Below are 18155 nucleotides of genomic sequence, written 5' to 3' on the forward strand. Positions count from 1 at the left end.
AAAAACCACACCCCGCCCATCATTAGACGGGCGGGGTGTGGCAACGTGGCAAGGTTAGTTAGGCAGTCCTTTCAGGATGACGACCTGACCACCTTCCTTGTTGGTGCTCAAACCGCTTCCGTCCGGATTCAGGTAGGCATCGCTCTGCCAGGTGTGCGGGTGCAGGTTCAGCAGGAACGTGTTCGGAACGCCGGTCAATTTCGAAACATCGTACATCGCGCCGTACTCCCACGAGCTGAGTTGCTGGTTGTTGCTCGGGTTATACTTGCTGTTGAACGCCGGCTCGTTCCGGCGGTGATTCATTTCGATCATCGGTTTCAGCTCCTTCGAAGCCATCGAATACTGCCATACCCGACCGTCGTGTTTGTTGTCCAGGTAATACGAATCACCGTCTTCCTGTATGTACACGTAGTTTTCGGTGACGCACAGGTTATCGGGGTTGACAATGTTATTGCCCGGATCGACGCTGCCGTCGGCGATAATTTCCAGCGTACCTTTCAACGGGTTGTTTTCGTTTAGGTTCACTTTGTACACCCGGCCCCACATGGTTTTGCCGGTCACCGGCGTTTTTTTATCGGCCTGGCTCACGCCCGTTGCGGTAAAGTAAAACTCCCGGCCCCGGTCACCACCGCCCCCTTTGCGGTAATCGATGTCTTCAACACGGGCAAACTGAACGGCTTTTTTCTCTACCGACTGAGCGGCAATCTGAGCACCGGTCGAAGAGCCCGGATTGTCGACTTCCACGAATTCAATGTCGTATACCTGGCCTTTTACCATATCGGTTTCCACCGTGTTCTGATTGACGCGACGCAGGAAATACAGTTTTCCGTTTTTCAGATCGCCCACGGTGTTCGACACATACGCCAGCACCTGACCGTTGGAGTCGTCTTCGCCAATGATGATAACGGTTTTGCCGGGAAACGCTTCTTTGGGCAACGGCACGGCATTTTCCATGCTGGCTTTACCCAGGGCGGGCAGCACCCGGTTTTTGTTTTTCTTATCGGGAGTGCCCAGCGGATCAATGGCGTGAACCATCGACTCGGCACCACTCTCTCCGGCAGTCAGAAACAACGGACCGAAACCGTGCTCTTCGGGCGTTGCCATCGTGGCCGAACACAACCGCCACTGACCTCCTTCGTAATCGACGATGTATTCACCCTTGACCGGTTTGAAGGTTTTGTCGAGGTACACCCGCGAGATGGACTGGTGGATTTCGTGGTTGTTGATCAACACAAAACCGTCGCCGTTGGGATCTTTCAACAATCCGGCTCCGTCGGGTTGCGCACCAAAAACAAAGTTGGGTGATTGCTCCAGTTTGTCGTCGCTGCTGATGAGGGTGTGAACTTTCAGGCTTTCAAAACCCGGCAATGTTTTGACAAGCGACGGATTAACCGAGTAATCTTTCAGTTGAACCGCCGAATTCACCGGAGGCTGGTGATCCTGCAAGGTGCAGCTGAACACCGTTGCAGCCAGGGCAGCGGTCAAAAGGGGGGGAGAGATTTTCATGGGTAAAAGCTAAAATCGTGAGTGAATTCCACTGCAAAGAAGCTCTCCGTAGATTAGTCCAGTTTTACCCGAATGTGATGGATAAAAGAAATAGATGAAAGTCGAATTAACAAAAAGGAAATCGTCGGTTTTGTGGTGTTAGTCGGTCACGATCAGGGGTTGCGAAAAGTCCATGCCGTCGGCCGTCAGGGTGTATGTTCCGGGCATCAATCGGGTTTCGATGGGGGTGCGCAAGTCAAAAATGAGTTGATTCGGAGCGGTACTTTGGCAGGAGTTCAGACAGGCCGCATCGGCACTGATTCTGATTTTCTCACCCGTCGATACGTTGGTAAAGACCAGCATCGAAAACCTGGGGTTAGTGTATAGGTTTTCGACGGGCAAGCGCATTTCCAGTCGTTTGGTCTGGCGGGAAAACGTAGACGGGCTGTTGCTGCTGACGGCTTTCAACGTACCACTGGGAATCACGCGCAGCTTGTAGGTGGCTGTCGTTGTCTGGTCACCAACTTTTAGGGTAATTTCCGTCGGTTGGTTGCTGAACGGGTTACAGCTGCAGAATGGGGTGAGATCCAGCGTATGATCCGCCAGCAAACCGTCCACCACGCGGGCTTCGTCTGTTAGTTTGAAAACGGGTTGGAGACCACCCGACAAGACCGCTGGCAGTTGAACCGTAATCCGGGCATTGGCCGCATCAAACCGCACATTCTGATCAGGAATACCGACAAACGACACCGATCGGATCGCTGGCCGACCGTTGGATTCGTCGCCCGGTGGGTGGCAGGCTTGCAGGAGAAGACTAAACCCGAGAATCAGAAAGGGAATGACGGTTTTCATGGAAAGGTGGTGGTTCCAAACTTGGCAGGTCTATCAGACTAAAAAACGCTGTAATTATCAAGGCTAATATAGCATAAAATTGATATAGTCTGGGAGGGAAACAAAAAAAGCCCGGATAGAATCCATCCGGGCGAGCTACTTTATCCAGGTATAAATGAAGCGTCAGGCCTTGGCCGTTTTCTTCTTTTTATCAGCCTTTTGTTTTTCTTTTTCTTCTTTTTTCGTGATTTTAATCAATTTTGCCGCTAATTTTTCAGCGGACTGCTGAACCGCTTTGTTTACTTTTTTGGACTGTTCGTCTACCTGAGCGAGTACTGATTCAACCGAACTGAAAATGTCAGCGGCCAGTGCCTTTTTTTGGGCTTTCATGCTAGAAATAATATTAGTTTGAATGTAATGTTACGCCCGGTAAGGGCGCAAAACGGCAGTTTTCGCGGGCTTATTTTTCGGAAACCGTCGCTTGTTCCACGACCCGGAAGCGGGTGTTGCCGGTGAATACCCGCCCGTACGAATCTTTCGCCCGAACGTCGACGGTGTGGTCGCCAACGGGTAAATTGCCGCTCAGCCGGGCTCGCCACAAATGCGTGGAGATAACGGGTGCGGAAGGTTTGGTGCCACTCAGCGGCTGCTCCGCCGAATCGTACCGATACCGGACGCCGAGCATGGCCGGGTCGGCTTCGTCAACCCGAACCATCGGTTTCCAGGCTCCCTGCCCGATCCGGTATTCGAGCGAATCGTGTTTGCTGCCCTGAAAGAAATTGACGTACAAATCGTTTTTGCCGACCTGCCCCTTTGTGATGGCTTTGGGCGCATACAATCCCATCTTGTACGTATCGGGTTGTCCGGCAATCCGGTAATCGAATGAATATTGGTTGCCGTTGAAGGTCAGGAACAGATAACCCTTGGGGGTTCCATCGCGCATGGTCGAAACCGGTACGCCCTGCGCGTTGTTTTCGCCGGAATACCAGTCGCCGGACGTGGTTCCGACGTTGTATTCGTGGTGGGGTTTGGTCCGTTCGAAACCATCTTCCTGACCGTAGAAAAAGTGCTGCTGAATGTGCGTATGGGCCGATAGCGAAAGCGTGTGTGGAAACTCTTTCAGGAGTTGGAACAGCTTTTGCCGATCGTTTCTGCGGAACGGTTCTCCGTCGTTTTCGCTGGCCAGCGGAATGTGATGACACAGCACCACCAGGTTGTCTTTGGAAACGTGTTTCAGGTCATTCTCGATAAACGCCAGCTGATCGGGCCGCAAACCGCCCTGGTAGCCGTTGCCGTCGCGCGGGTCGGGATACAGAATGTCGTCCAGGACGATAAAATGGACTTTCCCGTGCGTAAAGGCATAGTTGTTGGGGCCGTACATCGCTTCAAAACTTTCGTCCGACAGGCTATCAGCTTTTGCGTCGTGGTTCATGTCGTGGTTGCCCATCACCTGAAACCAGGGCAGATCAAGCTTTTTGATCACGGTATTGTAAGCGCCGAACAGGGTCGGGTTATCGCCAACCAGATCGCCGAGGCTCATGCCGAATCGGAACGAGCCCGTTTTGCCCTGCAACTCCGAAACCAGACCCCGGTCAAAGTACCCAATCTGATCGGTGTTGTATGCTTGCGGATCACCAAAAACCAAAATCTGGTATTGATCGGGTTCATCCTGTTTTGTCAGGGCAAAATCGACGGATTTGGGGAGCGGGCCGGTGGGAGACACACCCGTAAACTTCGACGGGGGTGAGCCCTGTGGTTTGTGGCGGTAAAAAAACTGCGGCAAGTTCTGCGCATTGACCGGCAGTTTGTAGCCCGATGGTTTGATGACGAACAGCATATTGTCGTTGCCAACGGGCAGCTGATACCGGCCGTTCGGATCGGTCAACACCACCTCACGACCGTTGGAAACGGGCACGCGCGCCAGACCGGCTTCGTGGCGGTCTTTCTTGCCGTTCTGGTTCCGGTCTTCAAAAACAAACCCCTGGGCCGTCGATTGTGCCTGAGCCAGTACGGAACCGGTCAGCAAGGCAGCGGTCAGAACGCCTTGGAGGGACGAGAAGAAATGCATACGTAATAAGGTAAATGATACAGATGCGACGAAACCGCAAAGAAAACCGTCAGGCATTAAGTCAATTCGACGGGTTTGTTACCAAATTATGAAAAGTAAGTAAAAAATTAGCGCTCGGCAGTGGTCAGGGCTTTCAGGCGCTGCCGGGGGCGTTGGGGTGTTTGCGAATTGGAATTGACGGCGCGGTTCAGGGCCGCCAGAAACAGAAAATACCCCTGCGCATGCCAGGTCCGAAACCGTTCGCCCGCAGCGGCATCGTAATGAGGAAGAAACGTAAGCAGACGATCCAGTTCGAAGGTATTGGCGGCAACGCCCGCACCCGCCCGTTGTCCGTCCAGCGCGTTGCAGGCCTGCTCGAAATGGTTTGGCTGCGGAATCATCAGCACGGGTTTGTTCAGGTAAAGCGCTTCACAAACGGATTCAAAACCAGCCGTGGTCACGACGGCCCGGCACCCCTGCATGGCATCCAGAAACCGCTGGCCATCGATGGCGTGGTAGGTCAGGGTGGTATCGATTCGTTCTTCAGTGGCCTGGGCGCCCGCGTGAAAGCACTGCATTGGAAGGGTCGGGTGGTTTTGGTGCGCTTTCGTCAGTTGGGCAACAAGACCGGGATTGGTGGTGTAGGCCAGCAGAAAGTCACCCGTTGTAGGAGTACGTTCGGTGGCTTCCCGGCGCAGGAGGGGTGGCACGATCCGTAACCGGTTGTCGGGCGCTTCCGCTTGCTTATCAAACGATAGCGCCAGCATTTCCCGTGCGCCCCAGGCCGTCAGTCGGGTGGTCATTTTGAAAAGCCAACGATCCATAAGCTGACCCGCCGGAAACGGAAAGTGAGGGTGAAAAGCGAGGTATTGATGGGCGATGCAGATCATGGGCACCGCAGGCTGGTAAAAACCGTAGGTCAATCCGCCCAATAATTCGTAAAAATTGACAACCAGATCGGGTTTGAGCGCATCAATGGTTCTCCGAATCTGACGGATGCTTTGCCGGTAGGTACGAAAATTCAGGAGGGCTTTCCAGGCGGTTCGAAGTGGCCGAAGGGCGTGCGTTTGAGTGTGGTACACCAGCCCGGGACTCAGTAAGGGCGTGATGGGCGCGGAGAAGTGTTCGCTGAAAAAAGCCGGAACCGGACGGTTCTGGGTAACGCCCACCAACGCGCCCACCACCTCATGTCCGGCGGTTTCGACCAGTTGGGTGAACGAAAGTGCCTGCGTCAGGTGGCCGCGTCCTTCTCCCTGTACCAACAACAGAATGCGCATGAACAAATGAGTTTACGAATTGGAAAGACGAAGCTAGTTTTTGAAGGTTACCTGAATTTTACGCCCGGATTATGAATTCGTTTGAACGGAGCTATTTGCTGGCACTTTTCTTAATGGTTTCTTAACGGCCTGCTTTTCAGGATATCGGCCTGAACCCGCTACCTTTCCGGCTGGTCTTTTTTGATTCATCCTTGCAATCGTCAACGTTTTCTTTTTCCCGTCAGGATTTTGGGTCGGATTTTGTCTGGGGAGCGGCTATCGCGGCTTATCAGACGGAAGGGGCGCACCAGACCGACGGGCGTGGAGCTTCCATCTGGGACACCTTCACCCACAGCCCGCGCTGGGGATGGCTTCGGGATCACGGCGATATCGCCTGTGAGTTTTATCACCGCTACGAAGCCGATCTGGTCTTACTGAAAGCGATGGGATTCCGGGCTTTCCGCTTTTCGCTGTCCTGGTCGCGTATTCTGCCCGAAGGCATTGGGCGGGTCAATGAGCAGGGGCTGGCTTTTTATGACCGGCTGATCGACACTTGTTTGCGGTTGGGTATCGAACCCTGGGTAACGCTGTACCACTGGGATTTGCCGCAGGTGCTCGAAAACCGGGGTGGCTGGACCAACCGGGCCGTTATTCGCTGGTTTTCGGAGTACGTCAATTGCTGCACCCAAGCCTTTGGGCATAAGGTGAAAAACTGGATGGTGCTGAACGAACCGCTGGTTTTTACGGCGGCTGGTTACTTTGCGGGTGTTCACGCGCCGGGTCGTCGGGGCCCCTGGAACTTCCTGCCTGCCGTCCATCATGCTGTGATTTGTCAGGGCGAAGGGGCCCGGATTGTACGCCGGAATGTACCCGGTGCCCGAATCGGGACCACGCTTTTCTGCGCACCTGTTGAACCGTACACCACGTCTCCGCGGGATGTGCAGGCTGCGGCCCGGATCGATGCACTGGGCAACCGGCTTTTCATCGAACCCAGCCTTGGACTGGGCTATCCGGTGCGGGAAGCGCCCCTGCTGCGGCAAATCCTGACGAAGTACGGCCAACTGGGCGATTTGCAGCGGGCCACGTTCGACTTTGATTTCATCGGGCTACAAAACTACTTCCGGTTGGTGGTTCGGCACGATTGGTTTACGCCGTACGTCTGGGCGCGGGAAATAAAACCTCGGCAGCGGCAGGTTTCCACCATTACGGCGATGGATTGGGAAGTTTATCCAGAAGGGATTTGTCAGGTGATTCGGCAGTTTTCGCAGTACGAAAAAGTCAATGATATTATCATTACGGAAAACGGCGCGGCTTTTCCGGATCAACTGCACAACGGCCAGGTCGACGATCCGCAGCGGGTGGCGTTTTATCAAAACTATCTTCAGCAGGTATTGCGCGCCCGACAGGAGGGATTTAACGTTAAGGGGTATTTTGCGTGGTCGTTGCTGGATAATTTTGAATGGGCCGAAGGGTATCGGCCCCGGTTCGGATTGATTTATGTCGATTATCCAACGCAGCAACGCATCATCAAACAATCAGGAAACTGGTTCCGGGACTTTCTGACGCGTTGAGCCGAATACAACAGGACGCTGGAAAATATTTTATTTTAAGACCTTAATTGTCAGTCTGCTCTGGGTAGCTTCGAAAAATAATTCGGCAAAAGTGATGATTCCGGCACCGGAACGGACTCTATTAGTAAGAAAAACACTTGTTTTTCGTCATAGGTTGGTTGAGCACAAACTCCGGCAGTTGCTGGAGTTTTGTGTTTGAGTGGGGAGCTGCCTGGATAAAACCTTTGTAATGAATAACGCCCGGGATCGTCTATGCAGCTGAACCTACTCGCGTCATTCCCATGAAAGTCACCTTTTTCTTCCTAGCGTTCGCTCTCCTGGCCATTCTGATCAGCGGAAGCGGATTGGCCCAGTCCCGCAGTGAATACCGGGTTGATGGCCACATTCACGGTTTGCCGAACGAAACCAAGGTATATTTGATCGATGGCGGCCAACGAAAAGTCATTGATTCGGCGGTGGTTCGGCAGGAACGGTTTTTGCTGAACGGCACGGTGGCAGAACCGGTTTTTACGTATTTGTATGCCGGAAAGGGAGCCGTGAGTTTGAAGCTGGCGGATATTTTGCTGGATAACCGGACGATTCGCGTCGAAGGAGCAAAACCTGTGTACGATAGCGTGGCCGTGAGTGGATCCGACATCGACCGGCTCTGGAAAGAATGGCATAAAGAAGACCAGCAAATCGGTTACCAACGCTACCGCATCAAGCGCGTGTACGAATCGCTGATGACACAAAGGGATACGGCGAACGCGGACGCCCTGAAAAAAGTCATGGATGAAATGACCGCCCGCCGGATCAGTTTATTGAAAACGTACGTCCGGCGGCACAGCACCTCTGCCGTGGGGGCGGTTCTGCCGACGCTTTGCACCCTGGGCGATTACCTGACCCGCGCCGATTACCTGGAAATGTACCGGGCTTTGGCATCAGTTTGGCAAAACTCGCAGTTTGGACGGGAAATTTTGAAAGAGGCTGAGCGGAGAAACATTCAGCCTTAGGAATATGGAACCAATCCGTTGGTTGACCAATTGCCAGACGGTTTTAAATTTGACATGATGGCTTTTTTGTATGAGCCTATTTTGCTTTTTTTACCCAAAAAATGGTAGAATAACTTTACTTACATGCGAAAAGTCTATTGTATTTTTCTGGGGCTCCTGCTAAGCCCGTTTATCACCAGCAAGGGCTTGGCTCAACAAACAGACAACGCGGCTTATTGGATCAGTCCCGGTTTGGGCTGGGCTTCGTTCCCAAGTGGCATGATCGCTTTGGGCTACGAACCGGCATCCAATAACAAGGTGATTATTAGTCGTTTCTCCGTCAGTGGCGAAATGATGCAGAATGTAGAACCCGGAATAAAAGTGAAGGAACTTGGATTACTGTATGGCGTTAAGGCGGGACATTTTCGTTTTGCCGCGGGCCTGAGTGCGGTTTGGGGCAACAACAGAGGCCAATACATCAGTACTGATCCGGACCCCCTTATTGGAACAGGACGACGTTACGATTATTTAGGGTATACTACCGTCGGTTTACCCGGTGAAATTCGCTACCTAACGGCCCTCAAAAACGTCGGAGTTGGAATAACGGCATTCGGCAATCTAAACACGAAGCGGTCAATTGCCGGCTTGAATGTGTCGTTTTACGTCGGGAAATTACGCAGATGATTACGTTTTAGCGGGGTAAAGCCGGATGGGGGACAATAAGTTTGGTTACCCAAAAACTACCATCAGCGTGATGACAACAAACGTGAGTACCACCAGCCAGTCGGGGCGGACGGGTTGGGGATTTTTCTGCGACGGTTTTCCGTACTGATTGTAGTAGTTGGCAAAGCGGGCCGGGCGGGTTTGAAGCTGACGTTGAAAGAGCAGTAGTGAAGTCATGATCCATTGGGTGTTTCGTGACACAAAACTGCACGCCAGTTCTTAAGCCGGACTGAATATCGGCTTAGAATTTACTTAGAACGCTAAAATTCGTAGCCGACTTTCTCCTGAAGGACCGGGCCGTTTTCGGGTTTGAAGGAGATGTTGACCACGGCTTTTTTATCGGTTTTCAGGTAGTGGTCAAGGTCTTTTAACTGCTGATAAGGAATCCGGGCAGAGGTAAAACCCAGCATCTTTTTTTGCTGCGAACCCTGGCCGAATGTGGTGTTGCGGAAATTGGCCTCGGTGAGCGCACTGTCAATTTCGGCCATTGTGAAAAGCGTGTCCTGTCTGGCAATTCCCTGAATCTGCACTAATAACAAGCCGTTGGCGGTGGTGGGTTTATCATTTTCGTCGACCAGCGCAAAGGAAACAATCATGCCTTTGTCATTGTCGTTTCGAACTTCGACCTGTTTCAGGAGTTTAGGAGCGTTTTCGTTTTTACAACCTGCCAGCAACAGCAACAGGGCCAGACGGATCATTTTCATGGGAAAAACAGCTAAGGGGATGGTTTTACTTACTAACCATCTGGCGAAGAAACGGTTTTACGATGCGGTTTCCGGCGGCCTAAAAAGCCGAAAAAAGGCTTTAAAAGACTCATAAACCGAAAACCGTATCGTAAAGTAGGGTCTTATTTGGGCCACTTGGCCAGTGCGTCAACGGTTTTTTGGGAACCCGATTTGGCTTTTTCCGGAATCAGTAGCACCGTTAAGGCCGATTTAGAATTGGCGGGCACCTGAACCTCAAAGCCCACCCGAACGCTACCGGGGTTGGCGGCATCGTAGTCGTTTGGTGGATCGGTCGACCACGTTTTCAGAACGGCATTGGCTGGCTCCCGGACTTCCAAGGTCAGTTTCTGGCCATCCTTGCTCAACTCCGCTTTGTTGCCGAGCAGTTTTACATCGGCCGGCGTCAGCATCGTCCAGCGAACGGTGGCTTCTTTCGAAGATGTTTCTAGTTCATCCCGCACCACTACGTAGGCTTTGTCGACCAACGCCAGTCCCCGAACGGCTTTTTGCAGCGATTCGGAGTATAGCTCCGTCAGGTCCGTTACGGCGTTCATGAATGCCGGTTTTGTCGAAACCGACGACAGTGGGGCCTTGCCCGTCACGCGCTGCAAGGCATTATCGACCGTCAGTGTGTTATGAACAAAGTTGTTGTACCGAAACACCTGCCAGCGCTGGGAGTTCTGGCTGCGGTTCCACAAATCTACTTTTTTCGACTCCAGGGATTCGTAATTCTGCATTCCGAAATCCATAGCCCAGCGAACGCCGTCGGCATCCATCACGAAGGAACCAACGTCCATGTGCGCGTGGCTGGCCGATGGCGTACCGGCCTTCATCGCCAGGTAAATGGCGTTCGGGTCGGTCCAGGATGTGCGCATCATCGCAACGGGGGTCGTTCCCCGGCCCGACCAGAAGATAGATTGGGGCGGTTTCATCTCGGCAGTTCGAACGCCCGCACTCCAGAGCAGGGCGGCTGGCAACAGCCGGTCGCTGACTAACTTCTTCGGGTCGTCGTTCATCAAGTGTTCCCGTTCAACCCACAGCAGCGATGGCTCTTTCAGGCGGCCGGAGAACCAGAACATGGCCGGTTGCAAACCGGTGCCCCCGCCCGCATCAGAGTAGTTGAAGGAGTTGCCGGTGGGGCCGGTCATGTTTTCCTGGTAGCCCGCCGTTTTCATGAAACCGGGTTTGGCCGCCAGTCCATAGTCACTGCCAAACGCTTTTTCGAGGGCGTTGATGAGCATGATGTTGAAACTCGTGCCGTAATCCCAGTAACTGTATCCTTCGGGATAGGCACCGTCGGGGCTGTATTCGGTCATTGACACGACTACGGTATTAACCGCCCGATTGACAATTGATTTCGCCAGCTCCGGCTGATCCTCAAAAATGGCCAGTGCGCCAAATACCATCCCCGCATTACAAACCTGATTCCAGTTATTGGTTGCTTTCAGCCAGCTGTTGTACTTCGCGTCAAGTGAAGGTTCAATCCCTTTTTTCAGGATCGCTTCTTTTATTTTATTCCGTGAAGCTTCGGGTAAACCACCGTATAACCAGTCATACCCAATGGACATGGCCATCGTCATTTCGCCCACATCCAGGAAGTGGGAGGGATTCCAGTCGCTGAAAGCCGCAATGGCGAGCAGTTCTTTTTCGGCCCGGCGCAGGTAGTTTTCCTGCTGGGTCATGCGCCAGGCGTAGGAGAGATAAAAGAGTCGGCGCAGGGCTTCCCGAGACTTGCCCAGCAACCGCCGGCCGATCTGAATTCGTTCAATGGGTGGCACGTCCAGCAGCGCGTCACATTCTGCCAGGATAATTCCGTGTAATCTTTCCCAGCTTTTGTCGGCGGCCAATGTTCGTTTGATGGCATTTTCTTCGTCTTTCAGGAGCAGAAGGCGTGGGTGGTCCGGCAGCGAGGCTTTGGCGCCGATATGATCAACCTGCGCTATAGCGGGGCTGTAGATCAACGCCAGTAAAATGATGATTTTCAGAGCGGTTTTCATGGTTCGTGTCGGGAGTAGGATTCTGATTACTAGTGTCTAAACCCAATGAGGCAGAACGTCTACCCATCTCAATGGTAAACTTGGGGGAAAAAGTTACCTTTTTCTGCGTTGGTAGTTTTTTAAAGTTTCGTACTTTACGAGTCTAGAGAATCATAATAAAACCTAAAAACCGGTGTCTACCGTCCGAAACCTACACATCAATGGATCTTTTTAATATCAACCGCCGACAGTTTCTGCAAGGGGCCACCGCATCGCTGGCGCTCTCGGCTTTCGGGGCGCAAGGAATGGATATACTTAACCAGGGCAAAACCTGGCGCGTTGCCCTGATCGGCACGGGATGGTACGGCAAAAGCGATTTGTTTCGCTTAATTCAAGTGGCTCCGGTTGAAGTGGTTGCCCTTTGTGATGTTGACAAAAATATGCTGGATGCGGCTGCCAAGCTAGTGAGTCAGCGGCAGAAGTCCGGTAAAACGCCCAAGCTTTATGGTGATTACCGGAAATTGCTGGCGGAGAATAAGCTGGACATTGTTTTGATTGGAACGCCTGACCACTGGCACGCGCTCCAGACCATTGATGCGGTCAAAGCGGGGGCGCACGTCTATGTGCAAAAACCGATCAGCGTCGATGTGATGGAAGGCGAAGCCATGGTGGCGGCTGCCCGGAAATACAACAAGGTAGTGCAGGTGGGAACGCAACGCAAAAGCACTCCGCACCTGATCGAAGCGAAGAAAAATATTGTCGACGCCGGTTTGCTGGGTAAAGTGTCGCACGTTGAAATGTGCTGTTACATCCACATGCGCGCCAACGGCAATCCGCCGACCGAACCTGTTCCGGCTTTTCTGGATTACGAAATGTGGACCGGCCCCGCTCCGCTTCGTCCGTACGATGGCTTGCCCCATATTCGCTGGTGGCGCACCTTTAAGGAGTACGGCAACGGCATCATGGGCGATATGTGCATTCACATGTTTGATACCGTTCGCTGGATGCTCAAACTGGGCTGGCCGACGCGCATTAGCTCCGAAGGCGGTATTTACGTGCAAAAAGAAGGTAAATCCAATATTTCAGACACACAGTCGGCGGTTTTTGAATACCCCGAACTGAATTGCGTGTGGCAGCACCGGACCTGGGGAACCCCGAATAATCCGGACTATCCGTGGTCGTTTACGCTCTATGGCGATAAAGGAACGCTGTGGGCCAGCACCATGCAGTACGACTTTATTCCACAGGCTAAAGGTGGGCAGAAAATTCACAAGGATGTGGTGTACGAAAAAGAAAAGTATCCGGAAGACAATTCCGAAGAACGCATTGAATTGAATGCGGCACCGGCTACTCGTCTTCATATGCTTGATTTTCTGGCCGCCATTGAGAAAAACAGCCGCCCGGTGGCCGACATCGAAGAAGGCCACATTTCAACGGCAAGCTGCATTCTGGCTAATATGTCGATGGAATTGAAACGTCCGATGGTGTACGATCCGAAAAAGCGTGAAGTCGTTGGCGACAAGGAAGCCACCGCGAAGCTGGCGCGCGAATACCGGAAACCCTGGATTCACCCTGATCCCAAGAAAGTATAGATGGATCGGCGAACCTTTGTGCGCATCGGAACAGTTTCGGTGTGCAGTCTATCCGTGTTGCCAATGGCAACGCGGGCTCGTTCCTTTGCCGCTGCTCCCGAAAAGAAACCCGAGTGGTTGCTGGCTACAATTAAAAGCAATGATGAGCAAATCGGAACCGTTCGGGAGCGTCGGGTCAACGAATCCGGTGCTGCGGCTTCTGGTGGGGTAAAAGATGGCGAGGACATTCCGAATCCGCAGTCGACAGCCGACTTTGTCCGGCGGTGTTGCTGCGCGATTTCCTGTCCGGAATCGTCATTTTACCGTTCGAAAGAACTACTCGGTGAAACGGGTCAGGCAATTCAGTATTTGCTAAAAATCCAGCATTCGGACGGCACCATTGATCTGCCCGCGACGAATTTTCATTCCACGCCCGATACCGGTTTTATTGTCAAACGGCTGACTACCGCGTACAGTTTGTTGAGTCGTTCAGGAACTCCGGGGGCCGAACCGGTTTTGGCGAACCTGAAAACGTTTTTGCTGCGCGCGGGCGATGCACTGGTGGTGGGCGGCATTCATACACCCAATCACCGCTGGGTGGTGTCGGCGGCTTTGACCAAGCTGAACACACTCTGGCCCGACAAACGGTATGTAAACCGCATCGAGCAGTGGTTGGGCGAACACATCGATATGGATGTAGATGGGCAGTACAACGAACGCAGCACGCTGATTTATTCACCCCTGACGGATCGCTTGCTGATCACGATTGCCAAAGGACTCAAAAAGCCTGAGTTGCTGGAGTTTGTGCGGAGAAACCTGGCCATGACGCTTTACTACATTCACCCGAACGGTGAAGTGGTGTCGGAAGCCTCGGGGCGGCAGGATAAAGCCGGCGTAGGAACGCTGGAAGGGTATTACTACGCGGCCCGTTATATGGCCTTGGCGGACAACAACGGCGAACTCGCTGCGCTATGTCGCCAGATTGAAAAAACCGTGCTGGACAAGGGCGTCTATTTTCTGGATTATTTTCTGGATGATCCCGCGTTCTGGCGCGAACTGCCGCCCAGCAAACCGTTGCCGACCAGTTATGTGAAATCGTTCCCGCATTCGGGATTGGTCCGCATTCGGCGCGGCAACTGGGACAGTACTATTCTGAAAGCCAACCCGGTTTGGATGACCTTTTCGAAGGGGGAAGCCGTGTTGCAGGGCGTTCGGGTAGCAGCTTCTTTTTTTGGAAAAGGCCAGTTTCAAACGGAAAAAATTGAGCAGCAGGGCAACAGTTGGGTGCTAACCCAGTCGCTGAAGGGACCGTATTACCAGCCCGTTGCCAAAAGCGATATTGACCCGGAAGGAGATTGGGAGAAGATGCCCCACGCGAAGCGGAAACAAACGGAAATTCAACGGTACGAAGCCAAAGTGACAATCCGGGAAGTCGATGGTGGGATGGAAGCCCAGATCCAAATTACCGGCACCGACAATGTTCCGGTTTCGCTGGAGTTGATTTTCCGGCCGGGGGGTAAGCTCGCGGGCGTTGCCAAGCACCCAACGCGCGCCAACGCGCACCTGTTAAGTGGTGATTCGGGTTCGTATACGTTTGGAAAAGATACGATTACGTTTGGGCCGGGAAAAGCCCTGCACAAAGGCGTGGTGTTGCGGGGAGCGTTGCCGCCGATGGATGCACCCACGGTTTACCTGACCGGTTTTACGCCGTTTCAGCACACCATTCGCTTTTCCTGACAATTTTGATAAACTCCCTCCCTCCGGTACTCAGCTCCGGAGGGAGGCTATGCTATTCATGACGGCTTTATACTAAGCCCTTGTCTCTGGATTGCATCCGGGGTTATTCAGAGTCAACCCCTGACGGGGTTGGATCTTAGCTCTGGATTTATGGCAGTTCTTCCAGCATCAGGTCTTTGTAATAAACCAGTGCTTTGCCTCCACCGTGGATTTGCAGACCGATCAGGCCGGTTTGTGGAATCGACTGGTCGGGCTCGGTATAGTCGATGGTTTGTTTGCCATTGAGGTACAACCGGATGCGCCGGTTTTCGGCCCGAATCTCGTAATCATTCCAGTCATTGCGCTTCAGAATTTTTGCAATCAGCGCCGAATCGGGTTTGATCAGGGTTTTGTTTCGTCGCGACTCGTCGTAGAGGCTGGCCCAGTATCCGTCGCCCAGATCGGCCTGATAGCCAGTCATTTCGTGGGCTGGGTCTGTGAGCCGTTTGCTCCGAAACTGGACGCCCGTATTAATAAAACCATCCGCTCCCAGCAATTTGAACTTAACGCGCAGGACGAAGTTGGCGTATTCGCGGGTAGTGCACAGAAAATCATTTTTGGGTACGGTTTCGGTGAGTGACCCGCCCACGAGCGCGCCGTTTTCGATGCGCCAGGTTTTCAGGGTATCGCCTTCCCATCCCCGAAAGGTCTTGCCGTCGAAAATCCGGACGGTTTTTTGCGGAGCAGGAACCATAAAAGCCATTAGCATCAATCCGCTCAGGAGCGTACCTAAGAGCAATAGTTTCATCATCGTATTTCGGTTTAGGAAGTTGGCATCCAGCCAAGAGAATACACCAGACGGTGTGCTTTTTCAAAGGTAATTAAATACGTGTCGGAATGGTGAGGTTTAATCGGGAGAATTGCCTGGAATGAAATCACTCAATGGGGACACAGGTTTTCGCCCATTTCTTTTACCGAAGGGGTGGATGAGGCAACACCATCGACGGGTACATCCGCTTTAGCGATCCAGGCGATGGCGTTCAGGACGAGTTTGCGCATGTTGTCATCGGCCCAGACTTCGTGAAAATGCCCACCCGTGATCCCGAATCCGCGTCCTCCGTCAGGCCGTTCACGACACCAGGCCATGTGCTGGGGTTGGCCGATTTTAGATCGCACCACCGGGTTGCCTTCGTGCGGGCCATCTTTTCGGTTCATGGTGTATTCGGGCGGAACGGTCGTTAAAATCGGTGTGACTCCTTCCATGTTGTTGCGAAAGCGCATGTGAAAATACCATTCATCCTTGAGCGTGAACGGTTTTACGCCCCGGGTAATCGTGTGGTTGGGGAGGGATTTGTAGTCGGCGGTCCAGACGGGGTTGACCGACCAGAACGTTTCAAAATAGCCGCCGATCCAGTCCAGAAAATAGTTGCCTGCCACGCCTTTGGGTACTTCCACCGCATAATGAATGCAGGCCAGTCCCACGCCCTTTTTCATGAGGTTGCTGACGGCTTTCAGGTGGTTATTGATCATGTGACCCTCACCGCCGTCGCCGTAGATTACCACGGCGTCGACGTTCTCAAAAGCTTTTGAGCTGGTTGGCCATCCGTCGGCGTAAACCTCCGTTTCGATCCCGGAGACATTTTCCTTGAGTCGTTTGGCCAGCAACTGGCAGCCCGCTTTGTGCTCATGTTGACCGGCGCCGTGGCTACAGGCACCCGCAATAAATACCACTTTTTTAGCGGTCGTGTGGGTGATTGGGGTGGGGAAGGAAGCCGTTAAGGAAAGAGGGGGCGGAGCAAAACAGGAAAACAAGCTCAGTAGACCAATTACACCAAAAACGGACAGAGAAAACAAGGTTCGCATCGTATTTCTTTTTGGAGTTGTCAGTAAAAGAAGGATGCTATTAGTAACTACTGATGCCTGCTTTTGATTGAAATAAATAGACTGACGGAAGAGACATTTGGTAAAAACCAATTAAAAACATTATTTGGCTTTGGTCTGGTGTTTGTGCGGTAAAGGGTGGGTAACTAATTATTTTACTGGAATTTATTAACTGTTTTTAATTTGTTAAATTGCGGTGTTTGTCGCTGTCCTTTTGGGTAAAAATTGAGTTGCTATAGGAAGACAATCAACCACGTATACGCTACTAACCGCTTGTATCGAATGAAAAAATCTGTTCTGGTAGTTGAAGACCAATCATCGCAACGCAAATTAATTGTTGATGCTTTGCAACGGGCCGGTTATCTCATTTATCAGGCGGCAGATGTGCGTGAAGCAATCAGTCAGATTCATTCGCAACGGCCGGACGTCATTGTGGCTGATATGCACTTACCCAATGGCGAAGGGGGTGATGTTATCCGGGAAGCCCGTAAGCTGGCGGGCCCTCCTATTGCCATTATAGCGGTTTCCGTTGATTTGGCCATTTTAAACCAGAATATCATGACAATGCATCCGGCCGATGCTTACCTGTCTAAGCCCTTTCATCCCCGGGAGTTGTTAAAGATTGTGGAGGAGTTGGCGGGGGTGTCGCTTTGAGCCGGATGAAGCCCATGCGGAGCAACTGTTTACCGACTTCACCCGTCACAACCCAATAGTTCGTTTTATCGTTGGTTACAATCCATAGGTTGCTTTCTTCAAAATAATTCAGCTGTATCCAAGCCAGTGCCTTTGTCGGATTATCGAATACGATGAGTGGCGTGTTGATGGAAGTGGGTAGCGCCTGCAATACTGCAAGCCATGTATCTTCATTCATAGGTAGTAAAACCAAAAAGGAATAATAAGGGCGAAAGAATAAAAGTCTCTTTTCTTAAAAAAATCCTATCGACGCCAAGCTTAATAAAACAGCCACGAAACCAATGGCCAGAGCCATTCCCAGACGACGCATTTTACGGGGGGTATTTTGGACCTTTTTAAACGCAGAGTATGCATAGTAACCAGCTACTAAGCCATACATGAAAATAGAAAAGCCGATAAAATGGATGGCTTGCATGCTTAAAGCTGTCGATAACGTGAGTAATGAGAAACTGGAAAATATATTCTTAAATTCAACAAAATATATGCCACTACTAACCTGTGAGGCCTATTTTTATTCCTTATTATAACGATTAGTAGAAAGAATAAGACGGATTTGGTGAGCTGTTGAGGAATTAGCAATGTTTTGCTCAATGCGCGCGAGCCAGGGTGAAGTGGTACAAAATTTGTGCGAACACGGGTAGGATTTTAAGTTTCGAACTGGCTTTTCAACGGGAATGAATGGCCTGGGAGCAGGGCTCATTCTCCCCGA

Annotated in this window: 17 protein-coding genes; 6 read left to right on the forward strand and 11 right to left on the reverse strand. The window is 52.0% G+C overall.

The window, feature by feature from the left end; genetic code table 11:
* Positions 1 to 54: 54 nt before the first annotated feature.
* The 5 genes from ACYVH9_RS20135 to ACYVH9_RS20155 form a co-directional block, all read right to left on the reverse strand.
* Positions 55 to 1506: a PhoX family protein gene (locus ACYVH9_RS20135; protein WP_460638191.1), complete on the reverse strand. Its 1452-nt coding sequence runs from the start codon at positions 1504 to 1506 to the stop codon at positions 55 to 57.
* Between the two features lie 138 nt (positions 1507 to 1644).
* Positions 1645 to 2337, reverse strand: coding sequence for a hypothetical protein (locus ACYVH9_RS20140; protein WP_460638192.1), 693 nt, complete (start codon positions 2335 to 2337; stop codon positions 1645 to 1647).
* Between the two features lie 162 nt (positions 2338 to 2499).
* A complete protein-coding gene (locus tag ACYVH9_RS20145) occupies positions 2500 to 2706 on the reverse strand; it encodes a hypothetical protein (RefSeq protein WP_460638193.1) in 207 nt (68 codons plus the stop codon).
* 70 nt (positions 2707 to 2776) lie between these two features.
* Positions 2777 to 4384, reverse strand: a complete 1608-nt coding sequence (locus tag ACYVH9_RS20150; RefSeq protein ID WP_460638194.1) for a calcineurin-like phosphoesterase C-terminal domain-containing protein — start codon at positions 4382 to 4384, stop codon at positions 2777 to 2779.
* 107 nt (positions 4385 to 4491) lie between these two features.
* A complete protein-coding gene (locus tag ACYVH9_RS20155) occupies positions 4492 to 5640 on the reverse strand; it encodes a glycosyltransferase family protein (protein ID WP_460638195.1) in 1149 nt (382 codons plus the stop codon).
* A 191-nt stretch (positions 5641 to 5831) separates the two neighbouring features.
* On the opposite strand from ACYVH9_RS20155, the gene ACYVH9_RS20160 reads away from it, so the two are divergent.
* The 3 genes from ACYVH9_RS20160 to ACYVH9_RS20170 all read left to right on the forward strand — a co-directional run bounded on the left by ACYVH9_RS20160 (position 5832) and on the right by ACYVH9_RS20170 (position 8845).
* Positions 5832 to 7190: a GH1 family beta-glucosidase gene (locus tag ACYVH9_RS20160; protein WP_460638196.1), complete on the forward strand. Its 1359-nt coding sequence runs from the start codon at positions 5832 to 5834 to the stop codon at positions 7188 to 7190.
* A 281-nt stretch (positions 7191 to 7471) separates the two neighbouring features.
* Positions 7472 to 8182 (forward strand): DUF4369 domain-containing protein, encoded by a 711-nt coding sequence (locus ACYVH9_RS20165; protein WP_460638197.1) that lies wholly within the window; start codon positions 7472 to 7474, stop codon positions 8180 to 8182.
* 123 nt (positions 8183 to 8305) lie between these two features.
* Positions 8306 to 8845: a hypothetical protein gene (locus ACYVH9_RS20170; protein WP_460638198.1), complete on the forward strand. Its 540-nt coding sequence runs from the start codon at positions 8306 to 8308 to the stop codon at positions 8843 to 8845.
* A 45-nt stretch (positions 8846 to 8890) separates the two neighbouring features.
* On the opposite strand, the gene ACYVH9_RS20175 is transcribed toward ACYVH9_RS20170, so the two are convergent.
* From ACYVH9_RS20175 to ACYVH9_RS20185, 3 genes are all read right to left on the reverse strand, one after another.
* A complete protein-coding gene (locus tag ACYVH9_RS20175; protein WP_460638199.1) occupies positions 8891 to 9061 on the reverse strand; it encodes a hypothetical protein in 171 nt (56 codons plus the stop codon).
* Positions 9062 to 9144: 83 nt separating this feature from the next.
* Entirely contained in the window at positions 9145 to 9588 is a 444-nt protein-coding gene (locus ACYVH9_RS20180; protein WP_460638200.1) for a hypothetical protein, read from the reverse strand.
* Positions 9589 to 9731: 143 nt separating this feature from the next.
* Complete coding sequence (locus ACYVH9_RS20185) at positions 9732 to 11606, reverse strand: heparinase II/III domain-containing protein (protein ID WP_460638201.1); 1875 nt, start codon at positions 11604 to 11606, stop codon at positions 9732 to 9734.
* Between the two features lie 200 nt (positions 11607 to 11806).
* On the opposite strand from ACYVH9_RS20185, the gene ACYVH9_RS20190 reads away from it, so the two are divergent.
* Positions 11807 to 13177, forward strand: coding sequence for a Gfo/Idh/MocA family protein (locus tag ACYVH9_RS20190; RefSeq protein ID WP_460638202.1), 1371 nt, complete (start codon positions 11807 to 11809; stop codon positions 13175 to 13177).
* Positions 13178 to 14893 (forward strand): hypothetical protein, encoded by a 1716-nt coding sequence (locus ACYVH9_RS20195; RefSeq protein WP_460638203.1) that lies wholly within the window; start codon positions 13178 to 13180, stop codon positions 14891 to 14893.
* A gap of 148 nt (positions 14894 to 15041) precedes the next feature.
* On the opposite strand, the gene ACYVH9_RS20200 is transcribed toward ACYVH9_RS20195, so the two are convergent.
* Both ACYVH9_RS20200 and ACYVH9_RS20205 read right to left on the reverse strand, forming a co-directional pair.
* Positions 15042 to 15680 carry a 3-keto-disaccharide hydrolase gene (locus ACYVH9_RS20200; RefSeq protein ID WP_460638204.1) on the reverse strand — a complete coding sequence of 213 codons (639 nt, stop codon included), beginning with the start codon at positions 15678 to 15680 and terminating at the stop codon, positions 15042 to 15044.
* A gap of 131 nt (positions 15681 to 15811) precedes the next feature.
* Complete coding sequence (locus ACYVH9_RS20205) at positions 15812 to 16735, reverse strand: ThuA domain-containing protein (RefSeq protein ID WP_460638205.1); 924 nt, start codon at positions 16733 to 16735, stop codon at positions 15812 to 15814.
* A gap of 300 nt (positions 16736 to 17035) precedes the next feature.
* On the opposite strand from ACYVH9_RS20205, the gene ACYVH9_RS20210 reads away from it, so the two are divergent.
* Positions 17036 to 17407: a response regulator transcription factor gene (locus ACYVH9_RS20210; RefSeq protein ID WP_460638206.1), complete on the forward strand. Its 372-nt coding sequence runs from the start codon at positions 17036 to 17038 to the stop codon at positions 17405 to 17407.
* A gap of 271 nt (positions 17408 to 17678) precedes the next feature.
* On the opposite strand, the gene ACYVH9_RS20215 is transcribed toward ACYVH9_RS20210, so the two are convergent.
* The gene (locus ACYVH9_RS20215; RefSeq protein WP_460638207.1) at positions 17679 to 17861 is read right to left on the reverse strand and encodes a hypothetical protein; all 183 of its coding nucleotides are present in this window, start codon (positions 17859 to 17861) and stop codon (positions 17679 to 17681) included.
* Positions 17862 to 18155: the final 294 nt, after the last annotated feature.

The sequence above is a fragment of the Larkinella harenae genome, assembly GCF_054780515.1.